Raw genomic sequence first — 20,739 nt, 5'->3', positions numbered from 1 at the left:
GCTTGCGCAGGGTGGAGAGTTTGGCTTCGTCCTGTTTTCGTCAGCCAAAGCGCTCCGTGTGATCGACGATACCACCTTTATTTTCGCTATCAGCGTCATCTCAGTGAGCATGCTGGCGACACCGCTGCTGGTGCAGGCCGGTGCCACGCAGGCCTTTCCGGAGGCGATCGAGAGCAGCCTGACACTGGGGGCCAATGCGCTCAGCATGGTCGGGGTGCCGGTGGATGATGTCGACCAGCTAATGCAGGGCGTGCGCAAGGCAAACTATAACCTGGTGCGGCCGGCAGCTGATGGCTATTAGGGCTGCCCGATGTCCCGCCGAATGCCCCGATTCCGAGGCGGGCGACAGTGGTGATCAGCCATCGACGGCAATCTTCCTCAGGCCCTCAAGTGCAACGCTGAACACCGCAGGATCGGCCTATGTCGGATATCCCACGTATGCCGGCAGTGCAAATCTGGGGGCATCAGGGACCAGCGTCAGCCTGCGGGTGTCGATCAGATTCTGCAGAAGCCGAAGCGGGAAATAGCCGGCACCGCACTCGCTGAGGATATGCTGCAGACCCAGTCACCCGATACTCGCCACAAGCGGAGCGGCACCTTGCTCGTCGAAATGCATGCTGTGTTTGTGGAAGATTTCCGGGCCCCAGTCAACATAGACGTAATCGCTGTCGCCCGGCCCGGTGGCGCCGATACGAGTCGAAACCAGCACGAACTCTTCATCCATGAGATGCTCGACTGTCATTCCAGGCCGACTCTGGGGCGTATACATGACGCCGATATCGATGCTTCCCTCAACCAGCCGTTGCATGAGCCTTTCCTCGAAGCCGATTTCGGCGCGCAGGGAGATATCCGCCGCCGCTTTGACGCTGTGCTTTTGGGCATATTACAGTATCTCTTTGCGCTGGGCTGGTGAATAACGCTTTCCCTTTGCCGGCTCTGTTTTCCCCGGGCTCCGCTTCCCAGCGACATCGTTACCATCCACGCGGTTCTCAATCGGGCTTTCCATTTCAATTTCCTCTCGTTTCACAGTTGATGAACGTGAGAAGAAACCGAGATAATCCGCCTCTAATATGTCAGACTTTTCTTCTCATCCAATGATGAAGAATTATCGTCTACGACATGTAGTGACTGATTGCGGAACCTTAAATGATTGCGTAATGCTGAGCTGGAGGTAACCGGCTCACCACGTGCAGGAGAAAGATTATGTCCACATTGATTGACAACTTTTTCATATGATGGTGTTGTGACCGTGAACCGTGTACTTCTTAAACCCGAATTTAGCGTTGATGATCTACAGGAGCGGGTGGCAATGCTGTGTGAAAACGTCAAGACCTATCACTCAGACAGCGGCTTTGTCGGTGGATTTGTCGCGCTCAATAGCGGGAACATTTCAGATCGGCTTGGCGGGTACCCGATATGAACTCAGACGAAAGAATCAGGACGGCACCGCCCGCGGATCACCTTTCATCCTGGTGGCTACGCTCTGTGCTGATCGTAATGGCGATCGGCTTCAGCGTATTGATCTACCTGACCGTGAAAGTGCACCACGACGCCCCTCCTCTCCCCCAACAGGTCGTTGATTCACGCGGTGCCGTGCTGTTTGAGAAGTTCGATATCCAGAACGGCCAGCAGGTGTTTCTCAAGTACGGCCTCATGAACAACGGCAGTATCTGGGGACACGGCGCCTACTTGGGGCCAGATTTTTCGGCGCAATATCTTCACAACCTTGGGCTCGATGTTGCCAACGCCCACGCACAAGCGCAGTTCGGGCGGCGATTCGAGGAGCTTGCTCCGAGTGAACGGGCAGTAGTGGAAGGTCTCGTCAAGGCGCAACTCAAGGAAAACCGCTACGAGTCGGATACCGGTCGGCTGGTTCTGACCGATGCCGAGGTTAATTCGTTTGACCGGCAACAGGCGTGGTGGGCTGAGTATTTCCGGAGCCCCGAGGGCAATGGCGGACTTCCGGCCGAGTTTCTCAAGGACCGGGAGGAGCTTCGTGATCTGAGCGCCTTTTTTGCCTGGACAGCCTGGGCCTCGGTTACCAACCGCCCCGACGAATCCGCGACCTACACGAACAACTTTCCTTACGATACGCTTGTTGGTAATACACCGACCGGCGGTGCGCTACTGTGGAGTGCGCTGAGCCTCATCGCCCTGCTGGGTGGAACCGCGCTGGTGTTGCTCGCGTTTGGCAAATTCGACTATTTGGGTTGGAAGTCGTCTGATACACATGTGGAACCGGGCCTTGTGCCTGGACATCCGACGCCAAGTCAGCGCGCCGTGATCAAATTCTTCGTCATCGTCGGACTGCTGTTTCTCGCACAAACGCTCGTGGGTGGCGCCACTGCGCACTATCGGGCCGATCCCGGCAGCTTTTACGGCGTCAACATTTCCGGTTTTCTCCCTAGCAACATACTGCGCACCTGGCACTTGCAGCTGGCAATTTTCTGGATCGCGACATCGTATGTTGCGGGCGCCCTGCTCCTGGCAACCGAGGTCGGTGGACATGAACCGAAGCATCAGGCAACGCTGATTCACATCTTGTTCGGCGCGCTCTTTGTCGTTGTCGCCGGAAGCTTGCTCGGCGAATGGGCCGGGACCTTTCAATGGTTGCCGGATCATTGGTTTTGGTTCGGCAACCAGGGCTGGGAATACCTAGAACTCGGGCGCGCATGGCAGATTCTCCTGGCAATCGGCCTGATCTTTTGGTTCGGCTTGCTGGTTCGAGGAGTGGCACCGTCCCTGAAGTCACCGAAGTCGAAAGAGCTGACCGGCTTTTTCCTGTTAGCAGCGCTCGCGATTCCTATATTTTACCTTCCCGCGATGTTCTTTGATGGCACGACGCACTTCTCCATTGTCGATACCTGGCGCTTCTGGATTATCCACCTTTGGGTCGAGGGCTTCTTCGAGTTCTTCGTCACAGTGCTCGTTGCTATCATTCTCTCGGGCCTGGGCGTAGTTACGCGTACGACCGCTACGCGCGTGATCTATCTCGACGCAATTCTCTATTTCGGCGGGGGCTTGATCGGCACAGGACATCACTGGTACTTCAACGGGCACTCGGAACTGAACATGGCGTTGAGTGCCGTTTTCTCGGCCCTCGAAGTCGTGCCGCTCACGTTGTTGACACTCGATGCCTGGGATTTCATCAAAGTGACGCGAACCCAGCGCGACCTCTCGGGCAACCCGATTCCTGTCCCTCACAATTGGACGTTCTATTTCATCATGGCAGTCGGTGCGTGGAATTTCCTCGGCGCCGGTGTTTTCGGGTTCCTGATCAACTTGCCGATCGTGAGTTACTTCGAGGTCGGCACCCTACTCACGGTTAATCACGGCCATGCGGCGATGATGGGCGTGTTCGGTATGCTGGCAATTGCCCTGATGGTTTTCTCCGTACGCCACGTATCCACCGAATCACAGTGGACTGAGCTACAGAAGTATTTCAGGGTGTCGTTCTGGGGATTGAACGTGGGTCTGGCGATGATGGTTATCTTCAGCCTGTTTCCTGGTGGAATTCTGCAACTAGTGGACGTGCTGGAGAACGGCTACTGGCACGCTCGCGGTCTTACTTACACGGGCCAGGACTTGCCACGGCTCATCGAGTGGCTGAGAACGCCGGGCGATCTGGTCTTCATTTTTGTCGGCGTCGTTCCAGCACTGATTGCTGTTATAAAGTGCTACGCAAACGTAAGAGCAATCCCGGCATCGGCTGCGGTTGACTTGGCAAATCAATAGGGCAATTTCACCATGACTATTCCGAGTGCAAAAGTTGAGCGAATCCGAAAAGGCGGTAGCCCGGAGCATAGTGCCCGAAATAAGGCGATTGCCGGAAAATAGCGTACCAGATCGCGCCGGGTGAGCTGCGAAGCAGTGAACGGCTTGGGCAGGAAGCCCAAGACCGGTGCCCAAGCAAAGCAGGGACAGCGCCGCGCCGGGATCGTTCGTCATCAAGGCGCGACAACAGGCGCATAGTCGAACTATGGTACGGTTGTCGCAACACGGAGGACGGACGAAAAGACAAACAGGATGGTATGTCATTTGACAGAAATCGCCTAAGGCAGCGGTTTTCTAGTTGGCATGAACGCTGATTCATCTGGCCGGAAGCCAATCCCTACGAATCCTCAATCCAATCCCAGTTGCGGCCACAACGCGTCGACGCGTTCCTTGACCGCCTGGGCCATAACGATCGGGCGTCCCCATTCCCGTTGCGTCTCCCCCGGCCATTTGTTGGTGGCGTCGAACCCGACCTTCGACCCGAGACCCGAGACCGGAGAGGCGAAATCGAGATAGTCGATCGGGGTGTGGTCGATCAGGGTGATGTCTCGGACCGGATCCATGCGTGTGGTCATTGCCCAGATGACATCCCGCCAGTCGCGGGTATCGACGTCGCTGTCCACGACTATGACGAACTTGGTGTACATGAACTGGCGCAGGAACGACCAGACCCCCATCATCACACGCTTGGCGTGCCCGGCGTACTGCTTCTCGATGCTCACGACCGCCACCCGATAGGAGCAGCCCTCCGGCGGCAGATAGAAATCGGTGATCTCCGGGTACTGCTTCTGCAGCAGGGGGACAAACACCTCGTTGAGGGCGACCCCGAGGACGGCCGGCTCGTCCGGCGGGCGGCCGGTGTAGGTACTGTGGTAAATCGGCTCGTTGCGAAGGGTGATGCAATCGATGGTCAGAACCGGGAATTCCTCGACCTCGTTATAATACCCTGTGTGATCGCCGAAGGGACCTTCCGGCGCGGTGTCCCCGGGCTGAATGAATCCCTCGAGGATAATCTCGGCGGTCGCCGGGACCAGCAGGTCACTCGTCCGACACTTGACCAGCTCCGTCTTTCCACCCCGCAGCAGGCCGGCGAAGGCATGTTCGGAGAGGGTGTCCGGGATCGGCGTGACGGCGGCCAGCGTCGTCGCGGGGTCCGCACCGAGTGCCACGGCGACCGGAAACGGTTCCCCGGGGTGGGCCCCGGTCCAGTCATGGAAATCCAGCGCCCCGCCGCGATGCGCGAGCCAGCGCATGATGACCCGGTTGCGGGCGATGACCTGCTGGCGATAGATGCCCATGTTCTGCCGGCTGCGCCGCGGTCCCCGGGTGATCACCAGGCCCCAGGTCACCAGCGGTCCCGCGTCCTCCGGCCAGCAGGTCTGCACCGGGAACAGCCCCAGGTCGACCGCCTCTCCCTGCAGTACGATCTCCTGGCAGGGCGCCTTGCGCACCGTGCGGGGCGCCATGTCGAACACCTTGCGGAACACGGGCAGGCTCTTCCAGGCGTCCTTAAGCCCGCCGGGCGGCTCCGGTTGCTTGAGAAACGCCAGGAGTTCCCCGATCTCGCGAAGCGCCTCGACCGATTCCTCCCCCATGGCAAGGGCGACACGTCTGGGGGTCCCGAAAAGATTGCCCAGCAATGGCACTCCGGCGCCCGCGGGTCGCTCGAACAACAGGGCGGGGCCGCCCTGCTTGAGCGTACGGTCGCAGATCTCGGTGATTTCCAGGTTGGGATCGACCGGCACACCGATTCGCTTTAACTCGCCAATTCCCTCAAGATAGGCGATAAATTCGCGAAGATCGCGATATTTCATTCATTTTCTCCGAATTCTGCCAGCACCGGCGCATGGTCCGACGGCCGCTCGAGCCGGCGCGGAGCGAGGTCGATGCGGCATCCCCGGCAAAGGCGCGACAGCGCGGGCGACACCAGGATCAGGTCGATCCGAAGACCCGCATTCCGGCGAAAGGCCCCGGATCGATAGTCCCACCAGCTGAAAGAACCGGACGGCTGATCGAAGAGGCGAAAGGCATCGACCAGACCGGTTTCCCGTATCGAGGTCAGTGCGGCACGCTCGGCGGGACTGCAGAGGATCCGGCCACGCCAGGCCTGTGGGTCGTGGACGTCGCGATCCTCGGGCGCGATGTTGAAATCTCCCAGGACGACCAGCCGCTCGTGCTCACGCCCCTCCACCTCGAGGTAGTCGCGTACCCGCCGCAGCCACTCGAGCTTGTAGGCATACTTCTCCGAGCCGACCTCGGACCCGTTGACCACGTAGAGATTCACGACCCGGATCCCGTTGACCGTCGCCGCGATGATCCTGCGCTCGGGATCGTCGAGCCCCGGGATGTCGGTCACCACGTCCCCGGCTGGCTCACGCGTCAGCAGGGCCACCCCGTTGTAGGTCTTCTGTCCGTTGAACACGGCGTAATAGCCCGCCGACCCGATGGCCTGCCGCGGGAACTGTGCGTCGGTTACCTTGGTCTCCTGCAGGGCGAGGATTTCCGGTCGGTGGCGCGCGAGCCAGTCGGTGACCTGGGCCAGACGGACGCGCAGGGAATTGACGTTCCAGGTGGCGATATCCAGTTCGTCGCAGCCTTGCATATCGATCGACTCCCTGACCGATGACACCCGGCTCAAGGGAAGTCGAGCCGCACACCGAGCGCCCACGCGGCCAGGACGAAAACTACGAGGAATGTCGTCGTACCCAGTCCGCCCCACGCACGGTACCGCCTCACCAGTCCGAATTCGGACTCGGCTGAGAGTAGATACGGCAAGCCGCTATCTTTCGGATTCTTCATCACGTGTGTCACCAGCACTTCGCGTCGACGCACCCGTTCAATCATGACCTGTTGCCGCGCCGCACTGCGCGCCCGCTCCCATTCCTGGATGTCGACCCTGCCGTCACCATCGGCATCGAAAGAACGCATGCGCTGTGGATCACGCTTCCATGCCCTCAGTGTGGCCGAGATTTCCTCCTTGACGTCCGTCTGATAACCGGTGCCCTGGGTACGGAACGTGCCCAGGGCATAGACGGTCTCGCCGGGCAGCAGCAGCGATTCGGTATAGCGATAGGTCTCCATGCCCATGGAGAACAGGCCGCCGAGAAACCTGTCCAGGAGACTGTCGGACTCTTCCGGAGTGAATTCCGGCCAGGGGCTGTTGCCAGTCCAGCGTCGGGTATGGGTAGTGGTCACATCCGCTCCCTCGGGATCGACGATGCATTCCCCGGTCCCGTCCCTGATGGCAAAGATCCCGTCACTCTGCCCGCTGTGCAGGGAGCGCCATCCCACACTCCGCTCCCTTCCCGAGGCGGACACCGGACGTTCCTGCACGGTGAACCGATACCACAGGCACTGGCGTCTGGAGAGCGGCGCGAGGATCGGCTGGCCGTCCAGCGCCTCGCCCATCCCGACGATCTCGACGTAGCCCTGGTGGGCGGACCGTATCCTGGACGTCGGGATATCCTCGATGTAGCGCGCGCGCCGAAGGTAGTGGAACCCGATGTAGAGCGCCACCAGCATCAGGCCGAGCGCGAGGCCCTCGGCCAGCCAGAACACACCCGGGGTTGCTGCGAGGATCTCCGAGCGCACCGGCGCCTCAGCCTGTTATCGCGCTGGATCCGTCGCCGATGCTCACCCGAAAAGGGCCTTCAGATTGACGTCGCGCCTTTCCGCATCGCTGAACTCGAGCAGCTCGAAGGGTGGAAACGAGAACAACTTCGCGACCACGATATCCGGGAACTGTTCGATCCGCACGTTGTTGACGTTCACGCTCTCGTTGTAGTACTCGCGCCGGTCCGCAATGGCATTCTCCAGACCACTGATGCGGGTCTGCAGGTGCCTGAAATGCTCGTTGGCGGTCAGATCGGGATAGGCCTCCGCCACGGCAAACAGGTTGCCGAGACCGACTCGCAGCATGCTTTCGGCCTGGCCCAGGGCGCCTATGTCCTGGTTGTTGCGGGCGTCGAACACCTGTGAACGCGCCTTCATGACCTTCGTCAGGGTGTCCTGCTCGAACTTCATGTACTGCCGGCAGACCTCGACCAGCTTCGGCAGCTCGTCGTGGCGCTGCTTGAGCAGCACATCGATGTTCGACCACGCCTTGGCAACGGCGTGTTTGAGACTCACCAGGTTGTTGTAGGTGAACACGACATACAGGACCGCCACGATCAGAAGCGCCAGTACGACGTAGGCCGCAATCTCCAAGGTCTCTCCCCTTTCCAGTGGTATGACAGCGATGGCGACGGGTGGCTTGGTCGTCACACCCGCTACTTCGATACGGCTTCCGGACCGATCGTTTCTTGTGTCCGCGTGTCAATTGTAGTTCATGACCGCGCGTGCGGCGGGACGCCCCAGAATCATCAATAAATATTATCGCTAACCATGAAAACAACTAATTGAAAGGCGGCGTGACCGGGGTAAGGCGATTGCCGGAAAATGGCATACCAGATCGCGCCGGATTTTCGTTCGTCATCAAGGCGCGACAACAGGCGCATCGTCGAACGATGTCACCGTTGTCGCAACACAGAGGACGGACGACAAAGACAAGCAGGATGGTATGTCATTTGACAGAAATCGCCTTAGATATCGATGTTCGTCGCCTGCAGCGCGTTCGATTCGATGAAGTCCCGCCGCGGTTCGACCTGGTCGCCCATCAGGGTCGTAAACATGTCGTCGGCGGCCACTGCATCCTCTATCCTGACCTGCATCAGCCGCCGGGTGGCGGGGTTCATGGTGGTCTCCCAGAGCTGGTCGGGATTCATCTCGCCCAGTCCCTTGTAGCGCTGAATCGTCTGTCCCCGGCGGGCCTCGTCCATCAACCAGTTGACGACTTGGGCAAAGTCCTCCACGGCTTCCTGGCGCTCTCCCCTGAGGACATAGGCATCGCTCCGTATCAGTCCGTACAACCCGGCGCTCAGAGAATTCAGTGCCTGAAAATCCGGTGACCCCAGAATCTCGGGGGTCAGATCAAAGCTGTGTGCCTGTCCATGCACCCATTTCGTAACCCGGACGAAGGCATCGTCCTGCGCTTCCCCGGTGATGGTGGCTGCCTCGTACCGCGTCCCCGAGGGGCTGTTGGCATTCAGCCGTTCGAGTAGTTTCTTTGACCAGCTTTCCAGACCTTGCCGATTGTAAGGGGCCTGTACGGGGGCCGAGGTCAGGACCGACTCGAGAATTCTTCGGTCGAACCGACGCGAGAGGCGGTCGACCCGATACATCGCACCCTGATACTGCCTCACCAATTCGGCCAGCGACTCCCCTATCAGCGGCGCTTCGTTCGGATCGAAGTGCAGTCGAGCGCCGTCCAGTGCGAGCCGGGTGAGATAGTCGTTCAACTCGGCGTCGTCCTTGACATAGGACTCGTGCTTACCGCGTTTGACCTTGTAAAGCGGCGGCTGGCCGATATAGATATGGCCGCGCTCGATCAGCTCCAGCATCTGCCGATAGAAAAAGGTCAACAACAGGGTTCGGATATGCGAACCATCGACGTCCGCATCCGTCATGATGATGATTCGGTGGTAACGCAGCTTGTCCGGATTGTATTCCTCGGTGCCGATTCCGCAACCCAGCGCGGTTATCAGCGTCCCGACCTCCGCCGAGGAGATCATCTTGTCGAAGCGTGCCTTTTCCACGTTGAGGATCTTTCCCTTCAGGGGCAGGATCGCCTGGGTGTGGCGATCCCTGCCCTGCTTAGCCGAACCACCGGCCGAATCGCCCTCGACCAGGAACAGTTCCGATTCCGCCGGATCCTTCTCCTGGCAATCGGCCAGTTTCCCGGGCAGCCCAGCGATATCGAGTACACCCTTGCGTCGCGTCATCTCGCGGGCCTTGCGTGCGGCCTCCCGGGCGCGGGACGCCTCGACGACCTTCCCGACGATCGCCTTGGCTTCACCCGGGTGCTCGAGCAGGAATTCACCGACCTTCTCGCTCATTGCCGACTCCACAATGCCCTTGACCTCCGAGGAAACCAGCTTGTCCTTGGTTTGCGAGGAAAACTTGGGATCCGGCACCTTGACGGAAAGCACTGCCGTCAGACCTTCGCGGGCATCGTCGCCGGTAATATTGACCTTCTGCTTTTTAGCAATACCCTCGCGCTCCAGGTACTGGTTCAGCGTGCGTGTCAGCGCGGCCCGGAAACCCGCCAAATGGGTACCCCCATCGCGTTGTGGGATGTTGTTGGTAAAGCAGAAGATCGATTCCTTGTACGAATCGTTCCACTGCATCGCCAGTTCCACACCGGTGTCCTGACGCTGGGTGTCGAAGAACACTACCGTTTCGTGGATGGGGGTCTTCTTCCGGTTGAGGTGTTTAACGAAGGCCTTGATGCCGCCTCTATACTCGAAAACATCCCGGCGCTCGGCCAGCGGCGCCTCCAGGACGATGCGCACACCGGAATTCAGGAACGAGAGCTCCCGAAGTCGCTTAGCCAGGATGTCATAGTGGAATTCGATGTCGCTGAAGATCTCGGGACTGGGATAGAAGGTCACCACGGTCCCGGTCTGGTCCGATTCCCCAATCTCGGAGATCGGCGCAACGGGCTCGCCCAGGTGGTACTCCTGCCGATACGCCTTTCCGTTCCGCTCGATTCGCAGTTCCAGGCGCTCGGACAGCGCGTTGACCACCGAGACCCCGACTCCGTGTAATCCGCCGGAGACCTTATAGGCGTTATCGTCGAACTTTCCGCCAGCATGGAGCACGGTCATGATGACCTCGGCGGTCGATCGCTGCTCCTCGGGATGGATCCCTACCGGGATTCCCCTCCCGTTGTCCTGAACCGTGACCGATCCGTCGTCGTTGATCGAGACTCGGATCTCCGTGCAATAGCCAGCCAACGCCTCGTCGATGGAGTTGTCCACCACCTCGAAGACCATGTGGTGAAGTCCGGTCCCGTCGTCCGTGTCACCGATATACATGCCGGGACGCTTGCGAACGGCATCAAGTCCCTTGAGAACCTTGATGTTGTCTGACGTATAGGATGATTCCGGCATGGTGACCCCATCGCGTAAAGCGCGGGATTATACCAACTCCTCGAAGCCGCCGTGTTTCACGTGAAACACCCTGGTTTCACACCATCGAGACAGATCCAGTGCATTCCGCTCCAACGCGGTCAGGATGACCTGCGCCGGCAACTCGGCCAATCTTTCGATCACACGTTCCCGGCGCGCTGGATCGAGTTCGGCTGCCAGATCGTCCACCAACAAGGTTGGACGAATCGAGCCAGACGCGGTGAAAGCCCTGAGTTGTGCCAATAGCAGCACCACGACGAGCAATTTTTGCTGCCCGCGGGAAGCGAAATCACGCGCCGATCGACCTGACAGTGTGATCTGGAGATCGGCACGGTGTGGTCCATTGCCGGTGTGCCCAAGTTGTCGGTCACGATCCAGGGTCTCCCTCAGGGTGGACGCCAGATCGGTTCCCTCCGACCACCCACGCCGGTATCTCAATCCCACTTGTGCGCCATCCAGAAACTCTTCAGCGAGCTGAGCACAGAGCGGTTCGATTTGGGACACATACCCTGCCCTTGCCTGATCTAATCGTTCCGCGCTGTTGGTCAAGGCCTCGTCCCAGGCCTCGATTTCACGATCCCCACCGCCTCTGCTCAGCAGGAGGTTGCGCTGCCTGAGCACCCGTGTGTACTCACGCCAACTTCGGATGTCTCCTTGTTTCACGTGAAACACACCCCAATCCATGAAGGCCCGGCGATGCCCGGGTGGGCCGTTGATGATCACGTGGCTCAGCGGGTGCATGGTCTGTACCGGCAGTGCCGCCGCATACGACTCCACGGTATCCACCGTCCTTCCGTCCCGGCGCAACATGCGTCGCGCGCGCCCCAGTTCCATGCCAAGCGCGGAGATCCGCCCGGATCCGCTATCGACCTGCCCGAACAGCGTGAGTGAGGACTCACCGTGCGTAGTGAGTTGCGTGGGAAGACGGGCTCTAAAGGACCGCCCCCTTGAGAGGCAATCGATTGCCTCGAGGAGGCTCGTCTTTCCCGACGCGTTGGGACCGACGAACAGGTTGACCTCGCCGCAGAGCGATAAATCCGCCGATCTGATATTTCTGAAGTGAGTGATTTGCAGTCGGATCAGGCTCATTAGGCGATTGCCGGAAAATGGCGTACCAGATTGCGCCGGATTTTCGTTCGTCATCAAGGCGCGACAACAGGCGCATAGTCGAACTATGTCACTGCTGTCGCAACACAGAGGACGAACGAAAAGACAAGCAGGATGGTATGTCATTTGACAGAAATCGCCTTAGGTTACCGGCGATGCCGTAGCCGACAAACCGCAAGGCTGCGAGAGGTTCGAAAGCTTCACCACCTGAACATTCATCCGCCGACCCCAACTATTCCTCGCCTGGAATCGCTGATCGGTTATTGACCGTGCGTCCGGCGGTCGCAGAACCGACCGATACCTTCGGGCATCCTTTCGAGAGATCCCGGCTCAGGCGGATCGCTGGTGGCCTTTAAAAAGGTTTTCTATAGACGCATCGGCATGACGACGTAGCGTGAGGGACTATCCCCGGGCGCCTTGATCAGGGCACTTCCATCATCCGAGGTGAGATGTATCTCGACCGACTCCCAGTCGATCGCGGACAGTGCGTCCATCAGATACTGCACATTGAAACCGATCTCCATCTCCGGTCCGGAATACGTGACGGGCAGTTGCTCCTCGGCCTGCTCTTGTTCCGGATTGTTGGCCTCGAGTTTGGCGAGGTCCTGGGAAAGGATCAGGCGGACTCCCCGGTACTTGTCGTTCGACAGGATCGCGGCCCGTGAGAGTGCCTGCACCAGGGAGTCCCGATCGGCAACGAGCAGATGGCCGTCATCACCGGGGATCACCCGATTGTAATCGGGATATCGCGCATCGATCAGTTTAGAAACGAACGTGATCCCATCCATGGCGACCCGGATATGATTGCTGTCGATATCGACGTTGACGACGCTGTCGTTTCGATCGAGCAACCGGAGCAGTTCTTGAACCGCCTTGCGGGGCAGTATGACCTGCTTGACCTCCGAGAGGCCGGTGGACAGCACCTCGCTGTGCATTGCCAATCGGTGCCCGTCGGTCGCCACACCGCGGATGTGAGTTTCGGCGACCTCGAGCAACAGACCGTTCAGGTAATACCGAACGTCCTGCTGTGCCATGGCAAAGGCGACACGCTCGAGTATATTTCGCAAGCTCTCCTGTGACAGGGAAACGGAACACTCGCCCTCGAAGTCCTTTTGCCTGGGGAACTCCTCGGCCGGGAACGAGGCGAGTTCAAAACGGCTGGGCCCGGACGTCAGTCGAATCTTTTCGCCACCGGTCTTCATGCGGATCTCGGAGCCGTCCGGTAAGGCACGGCAGATATCCAGTAGTTTCCTCGCGGGCAGTGTAAAGCTGCCTTGCTCCGACGTCTCCAGATCGATCCGTGCCTCGATCCCCAGCTCAAGATCCGTCGCGCCGAGATAGACACCCTCATCGGTCAATCGTAGCAGGATGCAGCCCAGAATTTGCTTGGTGTTTTTCCTCTCGACGGCCCCGATGACTTGCTGCAGAGGGAGTAGTAACGTCTCGCGCGGTATGGTCAATTCCATTCCTGTTTCCAATAACAATAATTGTGAATTAAAAGATTGTAACTATTATTATATGCGGCAGGGCACTGTGGAAATACCAGAATAGTACCCTTAATTCAATCGCTTATAGACCAAAATACTTCTACGCATCCTCTGGATTCCTCGCCCGTTGCCTGTGGCCGTCCTGTGGATAACTTTGGAAGGTCATAATGAGCGCGACAAAACCCCCGGGATTTCCACATTATTCTCCCACGTCTGTCGAGGGGGTTGTTTAGATTAGATTCGGGCGTGATTCGCCAGGCCGCCAGGCGTACCGCCGGATCGGGTTCAAGTCTCCCCGACTCACAAACGATTCACCCTATCGCCCGCTGTGTTCATATTCGAAGACACGTTGGGGATACGAGGCCTAGTACATTATTCTATTACTTAAAATATTAATAATATATTTACGGCTAGAAACGTGGCTTCGAGGGCGACCATAAAAACGACCGCCGGCTATTCGGCCGATGACCCACGAAGGTTGCTCAGCCGAAACAAAGCGGTTGAGCACTGTTCATGTCGGCTTCGCTACGCTCTGCGATCACCGATCGGCTAAGTGCCATTTCCCCGCAGGGAGGTACCGAAACGACATTCCAGGAATACAATAATAATTAGTGAATAACTAACTTCTATTATTATTACTAGTCCCGCCCTCTTCTGTGGATAACTGCTCTTATTTCTTTTAATTCAACCAGTCGCGATAGAATTCGCGCTGGCGTAGGGTACTGGTTCTCGGTGAATTCGATCGGGAATGAACTGTGGATAACCCAGGGCTCCGAGAGACTCGTCCCGTTATAAAAGGAATATCCACAGGAGGCTCCCCCCGCGGTCCACGAGATATGCGAATCCGTTCCGCGGATTTTCAGCGGGGGCCGGGGCAGGAGGAAACTGGGTCGAGTGCGTGCGTATCCACCCCTTGCCGGCGAGAGGGCGGGCTCGGCCGGGGGATGATCCAGGTGGTTTCGGTGAATTCAGGCGGCGAGGATGCGCAGCAGGGTGTTGTAGTCTTCGTCGAGCCGGCTGTCGGTGTCCCGGAGCTCCTTGACCTTGCGGCAGGCGTGCAGCACGGTGGTGTGATCGCGCCCGCCGAAGGCGTCCCCGATTTCGGGGAGGCTGTGATTGGTCAGTTCCTTGGCGAGCGCCATGCACAATTGCCTGGGGCGGGTGATGGATCGGCTGCGGCGCTTCGAGTGCAGGTCGGCGACGCGGATCTTGTAGAACTCGGCTACCGTCTTCTGGATGTTCTCGATGGTGACGGCGCGATCGTGTACCGCCAGCAGGTCCCGCAGGGCCTCGCGGGCGAATTCCATCGTGATCCGGCTGCCGATGAAATTGGCATTGGCGATGACACGGTTGAGCGCGCCCTCGAGTTCGCGAATGTTGGAGCGGATGCGTTTGGCGATGAAAAAGGCCGTATCACTGGGCAGGTCGACCTTCGCGTCCTCGGCCTTGCGCTGCATGATCGCCACGCGGGTCTCGAGTTCAGGGGGTTCGATGGCCTGGGTGAGTCCCCAGCCGAAGCGCGACTGCAGGCGTTCCTCGAGACCGTCGACATCCTTGGGGTAGCGGTCGCAGGTCAGGATGATCTGCTGCTTGCTCTCCAGCAGTTCGTTGAAGGTGTGAAAGAACTCCTCCTGGGAGCGCTCCTTGCCGGCAAAAAACTGGATGTCGTCGATCAGCAGGACATCGACGGAGCGATAAAATCGTTTGAAATCGTTGATCGTATTGTGCTGCAGCGCCTTGACCATATCGGCGACAAAACGCTCGGAGCGAAGGTAGACCACGCGCTTGTCCTGGTCCTCGGCCAGGATTCGGTTGCCAACCGCCTGCATCAGGTGGGTCTTGCCGAGCCCTACCCCGCCATAGATCAGCAGGGGATTGTAGGCGCGTCCGGGGTGCTCGGAGACCTGAAACGACGCCGCCCTTGCGAGCTGGTTACACTTGCCCTCGACGAAGTTGTCGAAGGTAAACGAGTGGGTCAGGTGGCTCTCGAAGTAGTTACCCGCCCGCTTGGTGGTGGAGATATTTCCATCGCGCGCCGGCCGGGTCATCACGGCCGCGGTCCGTTTCTCGCCAACCGCTGAGCTGCCGATTTCCAGGACCACGTTCATTTCCGGGTTCTGGGACAAGGTTCGGGCGAGTGCGGTGATGCGTTCGTGGAAGTTGCTGCGCACCCAGTCCATGACGAAGCTGTTTGGTGCGAGCAGCCGCACCGCGCTGTTCTCCTCCTGGGCCTGCAAGGGGCGGATCCAGGTGTTGAGCTGCTTTTCCGGCAGCTCCCGCTCGAGCTGATCGACACATTGATTCCAAAGCGAACCCCTACCCAACGACGTGCCCCCCGTATCCGTGCGTAGATGAATTGACGAAGTCTACTCCGGATATTTGGCAAATAACATGCGTCCCGAGAGGGTAGTTCGAGCCACGATTTATTGACAAACCGCCGGTCGGCAAGTATGTTCGCGCGCTCCCCGAAAGGTTGGCCCGTGGGAAGGATCGGGCTGGCGAACCCAAGGTTTACAGGCCATGAAAAGAACATTCCAGCCCAGCAATATTCATCGGAAACGCACGCATGGGTTCCGGGCGCGGATGCGTACCCGTAGTGGCCGCAAGATCCTGAACGCCCGCCGCGCCAAGGGCCGGGCCCGTCTCTGCCCCTGAGTCGATCCGGGTCGTTTCCGGCCGCGTCGGCGTGGACGGTCCGGATCCGGGTGAAATCGGGGAACGAGAGGTCGCCGGGGCCGCTTCGCGCCGACATGATCGAGGATTCGCCGTTTCGGGTCGAGCCCCTGCAGCCTCCCGCTGACCGTAGCTTTCCCAGGAGTTCCCGCCTGACACAGTCGGCGCAGTTCCAGCATGTGTTTGGCAGCGGGACGAGGTTCGGAAACGGAGTCTTCACGATACGCGTCGCCCCGAGTGAATCAGGCCGACCGCGATTGGGTCTGGCGGTTTCCAGGAAGTGCGCACGGCTTGCCGTGCAGCGGCACAGGATCAAGCGGATCGTCAGGGAAAGTTTTCGTCACCAGCGATCGGTCTTGCCCCCGATGGACTTCGTCGTCATGTGCGCCCCGGGCGCGGCGCGCCTGTCGAACTCGGAACTGAACCGGTCGCTGCGGGGGCTTTGGAAACGCTCCGCACGTCTGGCGGGTGCTCGGCCGGTTACGCACGGAAACCCAAGGCGCCCCGAGTCGGGAAGCAGCGGATAGGAACGCAATGGAGAATCAGCGACTACTGGTCTATCTGTCCCTCGCGCTCGTCCTGTTCATGATCTGGCAGGCCTGGCAGCAGGACTACGGACCTGTGAACCTGCCCGGGTCGGCTGCCGTCGAAAGCAGGCCTTCCGGTGAGCCTTCCCCCGCGGAAGATACGCCCGTTCCGGGAGACATACCCAGTGTGCCCCGCACCGAACCGGAACAGGCTCAGGGGCCCGATGCACAGACCATCCGGGTCGTCACGGACGTGATCGACGCCAGAATCAGCACGACCGGCGGCGATATCGTACAGGTGAAACTGCCCACCTACCCCGTTTCCATCGATGAGCCCGACGTCCCTTTTACCCTGCTGGACGATTCGGCCCATGTCTATATCGCCCAGACCGGGCTGGTATTCGACGGCGATGCCTCGGGTCGCGACGCCGACGAACTCGCCCCCAACCATCATGCGCCCTTCTCGGCCGGGAGCGAGGTGTTCGAGCTCAAGGACGGAGAGGACGAGCTGCGGGTTCCGCTGCGCTGGACGGGACCCGACGGCGTTACGGTCACCAAGACGTACGTCTTCCGTCGCGGCAGCTTCCTCGTCGATATCGAACAGAGCGTGGAGAACGCCGGCGCCGAGCCCTGGATCGGGCGACAATACCGCCAGATTCGTCACGGCGCGGTTGCCCAAGACAGCGGATCGCGGTTCGTACGCACCTTTACGGGTGCGGCCTATTTCGACGGTAAGTACGAGAAGGAGACCTTCGAAGACATCACCGAAGAACCCCTGCGCAAGGAAATCGAAGCCGGCTGGGTCGCCATGCTGCAGCACTATTTCGTCTCGGCCTTCGTGGCCGAAAAGGGCGAGCAGAGCCTGGTCTATACCAAGGCGGTGCGCGGCCGTCTCGGACCGGAATACCTGATCGGCCTCAGCTCCGTACCGCAGACCGCCGCGCCGGGGCAATCCGTCACCTTCAGCACCCGCCTGTACGCGGGCCCGAAGCTGCAGCACCGGCTTACCGCGATCTCGCCGGGTCTGGAACTGGTGACCGACTACGGTATCTTTACCGTCATCTCCAAGCCGCTTTTCTGGTTGCTGGAGAAGATCCACGGATTGGTCGGCAACTGGGGCTGGGCCATCATCCTGCTCACGGTCCTGATCAAGCTGGTCTTCTACAAGCTGTCCGAGACGAGTTATCGCTCCATGGCCCGGATGCGGGCGGTGCAGCCGAAGCTGGCCGCTCTCAAGGAGCGCTACGGCAGCGACAAGCAGCGGATGAACCAGGCCCTGATGGACCTGTACAAGAAGGAGAAGATCAACCCGCTCGGCGGCTGCCTGCCGATCCTGGTGCAGATACCGGTGTTCATCGCCCTGTACTGGACCCTGCTCGAAAGCGTGGAGCTGCGCCAGGCGCCCTTCATGTTCTGGATTCACGATCTCTCGACGAAGGATCCCTACTACGTCCTGCCGTTGCTCATGGGCATCACCATGTTCGCGCAGCAGAAACTGAACCCGGCACCACTCGATCCGATTCAGGCCAAGGTCATGATGGCGCTGCCGTTCATCTTCACTGTGTTCTTCGCCTTCTTCCCTTCGGGGCTCGTGCTGTACTGGTTCGTCAACAACCTGCTCTCGATCCTCCAGCAATGGGTGATCACGCGGCGAATCGAGAAACAGGCCCGCTGATTCCCGGGATCCGCGCGGCCCGCCCCGGGATCGCCTGCGCATGGTTCGACCTGGGATGACGGCCGCGGCGTCCGACACCATCGCCGCCATCGCCACCCCCGCTGGGCGCGGATCGGTCGGTATCGTCAGGGTCTCCGGTCCCCGGGCCTTTGCCATCGCCGAGGCGGTCGTCGGTGAGCTGCCCACGCCCCGCCAGGCCGTCTACCGCCGGTTTCTCGATGGCGAGGGCCGGGACATCGACCGGGGACTGGCCATCCGCTTCCCCGCGCCCCACTCGTTCACCGGCGAAGACGTCCTCGAGCTGCAGGGGCACGGGGGCTCGGTGGTGATGGACCTGCTGCTGTCGCGGGTGATCGCCCTGGGCGCGCGGCCGGCCCGGCCGGGGGAGTTTTCCGAGCGCGCTTTCCTCAACGACCGGATCGATCTCGCTCAGGCCGAGGCCATCGCCGATCTCATCGACAGCCGCTCTGTGCAGGCCGCGCGCTCGGCCATGCGTTCCCTGGACGGCGAGTTCTCCCGGGAGATCAGGGCCCTGGTGGACACCGTGATCGAGCTTCGCGTCCATGTCGAGGCGGCCCTGGATTTCCCCGACGAGGACATCGATTTTCTCGACGACCCCCGGATCCGCGACCAGTTGCTCGACCTGATCGCCCGTACCGAGACGGTGCGTCGCGCGGCACGGCAGGGCAGTCTGTTGCGGGAGGGCCTGCGGATAGTGATCGCGGGGCGACCCAATGCGGGGAAATCAACCCTGCTCAACCGGCTGGCCGGGGACGACGCGGCGATCGTCAGCCATATCCCGGGAACGACCCGCGATGTCCTGCGGCGCGACATCCTGCTCGACGGAGTCCCGGTGCGCGTGACCGATACCGCCGGGCTGCGTGAGAGCCTGGATCCGGTCGAGCGCGAAGGAGTACGCAGGGCATGGCGGGAGATCGGGTCGGCGGACCTGGTTCTGCTCCTGACCGACGCAACATCCGGTTACGGAGAATCGGAAGCCGGGATCGAGGCCGACCTGCCACCGGGCGTCCCGATGTTGCGCTTGTGGAACAAGATCGATCTCGACGACGCCGTCCCGCCTCCCGCAGAGGGGGAACTCGGCATCTCCGCGTTTACGGGAGAGGGTGTCGGGGAACTGAGACGACGGATCGCGGAGCTCACCGGGGCGTCGGACACCGGCGAGGGCGTGTATCTGGCCAGACGAAGACATCTCACGGATCTCGACCGCGCCATCAGTGCGCTGGAAAACGCCGAGGCGCAGTATCTTGAGAACCGAGCGGGGGAACTGCTGGCCGAGGAACTGAGGACCGCACAACGAGCGCTGGGCGAGATCACCGGCGATTTCACCAGCGAAGACCTGCTCGGACGTATCTTTTCAAGCTTCTGCATCGGTAAGTGATGCTTGCCCCCGATCACCAGACAACACGTCGATGACCCACTCGCCTACCTGCCGGACCTCGAACTCCGGGGCGGAAGTTCACCGAAGCGTTGGGCGGAGGGGACCGAACGGAAACGTGATTGACCTGGTTGTATGTGCGCTACGGCGAAGACGTAGAGGAGTTCTCCCGCCTCCTGCTTGCAATCGAGGTTGGGGCCGGACACGTGCGCCCTTCCGTCGTGATCCTGCGATTGAAGAACGGGCGGATCGCATGGTTCGTAAATGTGTGGCTGATCGATCCGATTTATCCCGGACCCTCTTTCCACCTGCTCGACGACGAACCAACCGGGAAAGGCCTCGAGTGGTGCACGGATGGGCTGCGGTTCTTCGAGATACCACGGGACGACGAGTATCTGATGCTTTACTGGAGGACCTATGAGTCCACCCGGGAACGAGAAGGGGCCGAAGCCGTGCGAGCCAAGGCGATGGAGATCGCCGAAAGTGAGTTCGGTACCTCGAGCGGAGTCCCACCGTACACCGCAGCAAACCGGCCGGCACCGAAAGGACCGAGGGCAAGACATAACTTCAGATGACCTGACTTCGCGGAATCTACGTCGAGCCCAGTTTCAGCACCAGTAGCTTGCCGGATCCGCTTCGCTTGATCCGACCTACGGTTTTTCCGTGCTTTCGGTGAGTCATGACATTGCGTAGGGTGGAACAAGCGCAGCGGTAAAGGGGTCAGAACCCTTTAAGGGTGCCTAACTCGATTTGGCTATCGTCCGGAGCCGGCTTCGTCACGGGTTTCTTTGGCCGGCCGCGAGCGTTGTAGCCGACTTTGACGCCAAGTGCCCGTTCGATCTGTGTGCGGAAGCGTTCGTTGCCGAGCGGTGTTCCAGTCTGTAGATGAGGAGCGCACCTCGCGGAGCATTGCGGAATCCGGGTGGGACAAGCATAGGCGGCGATAGGCGTTCTGGCGATCGGCAGGCTCTTTACCAAGGCCCATGTAGAGTCCATGGGGAGAGAGCGACGGATTGGGCTCGCCAAGGGCGTTGGCGCGGTAACTGGATCAGCGATAATCTTCGGGGGTATCGACCATCGCGGCGCGTACGGG

General features: G+C 60.1%; 16 protein-coding genes and 1 pseudogene. 8 read left to right on the top strand and 9 right to left on the bottom strand.

What is annotated here, in order from left to right; translation table 11 throughout:
* A partial coding sequence (locus LJE91_05835; GenBank protein MCG6868256.1) for a hypothetical protein occupies positions 1 to 301 on the top strand: 301 nt, incomplete at its 5' end.
* 264 nt (positions 302 to 565) lie between these two features.
* On the opposite strand, the gene LJE91_05830 is transcribed toward LJE91_05835, so the two are convergent.
* Positions 566 to 841 (bottom strand): hypothetical protein, encoded by a 276-nt coding sequence (locus LJE91_05830; protein MCG6868255.1) that lies wholly within the window; start codon positions 839 to 841, stop codon positions 566 to 568.
* Positions 842 to 1,216: 375 nt separating this feature from the next.
* Here LJE91_05830 and LJE91_05825 point away from each other — a divergent pair.
* Positions 1,217 to 1,396, top strand: a pseudogene (locus LJE91_05825) (ligand-binding protein SH3).
* A 20-nt stretch (positions 1,397 to 1,416) separates the two neighbouring features.
* Positions 1,417 to 3,735, top strand: a complete 2,319-nt coding sequence (locus LJE91_05820) for a cbb3-type cytochrome c oxidase subunit I (GenBank protein ID MCG6868254.1) — start codon at positions 1,417 to 1,419, stop codon at positions 3,733 to 3,735.
* Between the two features lie 386 nt (positions 3,736 to 4,121).
* Here the strand turns inward: LJE91_05820 and ubiD are convergent, their stop codons facing one another.
* From ubiD to dnaA, 8 genes are all read right to left on the bottom strand, one after another.
* Positions 4,122 to 5,588: a 4-hydroxy-3-polyprenylbenzoate decarboxylase gene (gene ubiD, locus LJE91_05815; protein ID MCG6868253.1), complete on the bottom strand. Its 1,467-nt coding sequence runs from the start codon at positions 5,586 to 5,588 to the stop codon at positions 4,122 to 4,124.
* Entirely contained in the window at positions 5,585 to 6,358 is a 774-nt protein-coding gene (xth, locus tag LJE91_05810; protein MCG6868252.1) for an exodeoxyribonuclease III, read from the bottom strand. Before xth ends, ubiD begins: the two co-directional genes overlap by 4 nt.
* 50 nt (positions 6,359 to 6,408) lie before the next feature.
* Positions 6,409 to 7,365: an E3 ubiquitin ligase family protein gene (locus tag LJE91_05805; protein ID MCG6868251.1), complete on the bottom strand. Its 957-nt coding sequence runs from the start codon at positions 7,363 to 7,365 to the stop codon at positions 6,409 to 6,411.
* A 42-nt stretch (positions 7,366 to 7,407) separates the two neighbouring features.
* Positions 7,408 to 7,980 carry a LemA family protein gene (locus LJE91_05800; GenBank protein ID MCG6868250.1) on the bottom strand — a complete coding sequence of 191 codons (573 nt, stop codon included), beginning with the start codon at positions 7,978 to 7,980 and terminating at the stop codon, positions 7,408 to 7,410.
* 374 nt (positions 7,981 to 8,354) lie between these two features.
* A complete protein-coding gene (gene gyrB / locus LJE91_05795) occupies positions 8,355 to 10,763 on the bottom strand; it encodes a DNA topoisomerase (ATP-hydrolyzing) subunit B (protein ID MCG6868249.1) in 2,409 nt (802 codons plus the stop codon).
* 27 nt (positions 10,764 to 10,790) lie between these two features.
* Positions 10,791 to 11,870, bottom strand: a complete 1,080-nt coding sequence (recF, locus tag LJE91_05790) for a DNA replication/repair protein RecF (protein MCG6868248.1) — start codon at positions 11,868 to 11,870, stop codon at positions 10,791 to 10,793.
* Between the two features lie 383 nt (positions 11,871 to 12,253).
* On the bottom strand, positions 12,254 to 13,354 hold the full coding sequence (gene dnaN / locus LJE91_05785; GenBank protein ID MCG6868247.1) for a DNA polymerase III subunit beta: 1,101 nt from the start codon (positions 13,352 to 13,354) through the stop codon (positions 12,254 to 12,256).
* A gap of 989 nt (positions 13,355 to 14,343) precedes the next feature.
* Complete coding sequence (gene dnaA / locus LJE91_05780) at positions 14,344 to 15,699, bottom strand: chromosomal replication initiator protein DnaA (GenBank protein MCG6868246.1); 1,356 nt, start codon at positions 15,697 to 15,699, stop codon at positions 14,344 to 14,346.
* Positions 15,700 to 15,895: 196 nt separating this feature from the next.
* On the opposite strand from dnaA, the gene rpmH reads away from it, so the two are divergent.
* From rpmH to LJE91_05755, 5 genes are all read left to right on the top strand, one after another.
* A complete protein-coding gene (gene rpmH / locus LJE91_05775) occupies positions 15,896 to 16,030 on the top strand; it encodes a 50S ribosomal protein L34 (GenBank protein ID MCG6868245.1) in 135 nt (44 codons plus the stop codon).
* A gap of 95 nt (positions 16,031 to 16,125) precedes the next feature.
* Positions 16,126 to 16,575 carry a ribonuclease P protein component gene (rnpA, locus tag LJE91_05770; protein MCG6868244.1) on the top strand — a complete coding sequence of 150 codons (450 nt, stop codon included), beginning with the start codon at positions 16,126 to 16,128 and terminating at the stop codon, positions 16,573 to 16,575.
* 7 nt (positions 16,576 to 16,582) lie between these two features.
* The gene (gene yidC / locus LJE91_05765) at positions 16,583 to 18,250 is read left to right on the top strand and encodes a membrane protein insertase YidC (GenBank protein MCG6868243.1); all 1,668 of its coding nucleotides are present in this window, start codon (positions 16,583 to 16,585) and stop codon (positions 18,248 to 18,250) included.
* 40 nt (positions 18,251 to 18,290) lie between these two features.
* On the top strand, positions 18,291 to 19,649 hold the full coding sequence (gene mnmE, locus LJE91_05760; protein ID MCG6868242.1) for a tRNA uridine-5-carboxymethylaminomethyl(34) synthesis GTPase MnmE: 1,359 nt from the start codon (positions 18,291 to 18,293) through the stop codon (positions 19,647 to 19,649).
* Positions 19,650 to 19,768: 119 nt separating this feature from the next.
* Positions 19,769 to 20,221, top strand: a complete 453-nt coding sequence (locus LJE91_05755) for a hypothetical protein (GenBank protein ID MCG6868241.1) — start codon at positions 19,769 to 19,771, stop codon at positions 20,219 to 20,221.
* The last annotated feature ends 518 nt before the right edge of the window (positions 20,222 to 20,739 follow it).

Source organism: Gammaproteobacteria bacterium (genome assembly GCA_022340215.1).
In the GTDB taxonomy this organism is placed as follows: domain Bacteria; phylum Pseudomonadota; class Gammaproteobacteria; order JAJDOJ01; family JAJDOJ01; genus JAJDOJ01.
This window is presented reverse-complemented; position numbering and strand designations above follow the sequence as displayed.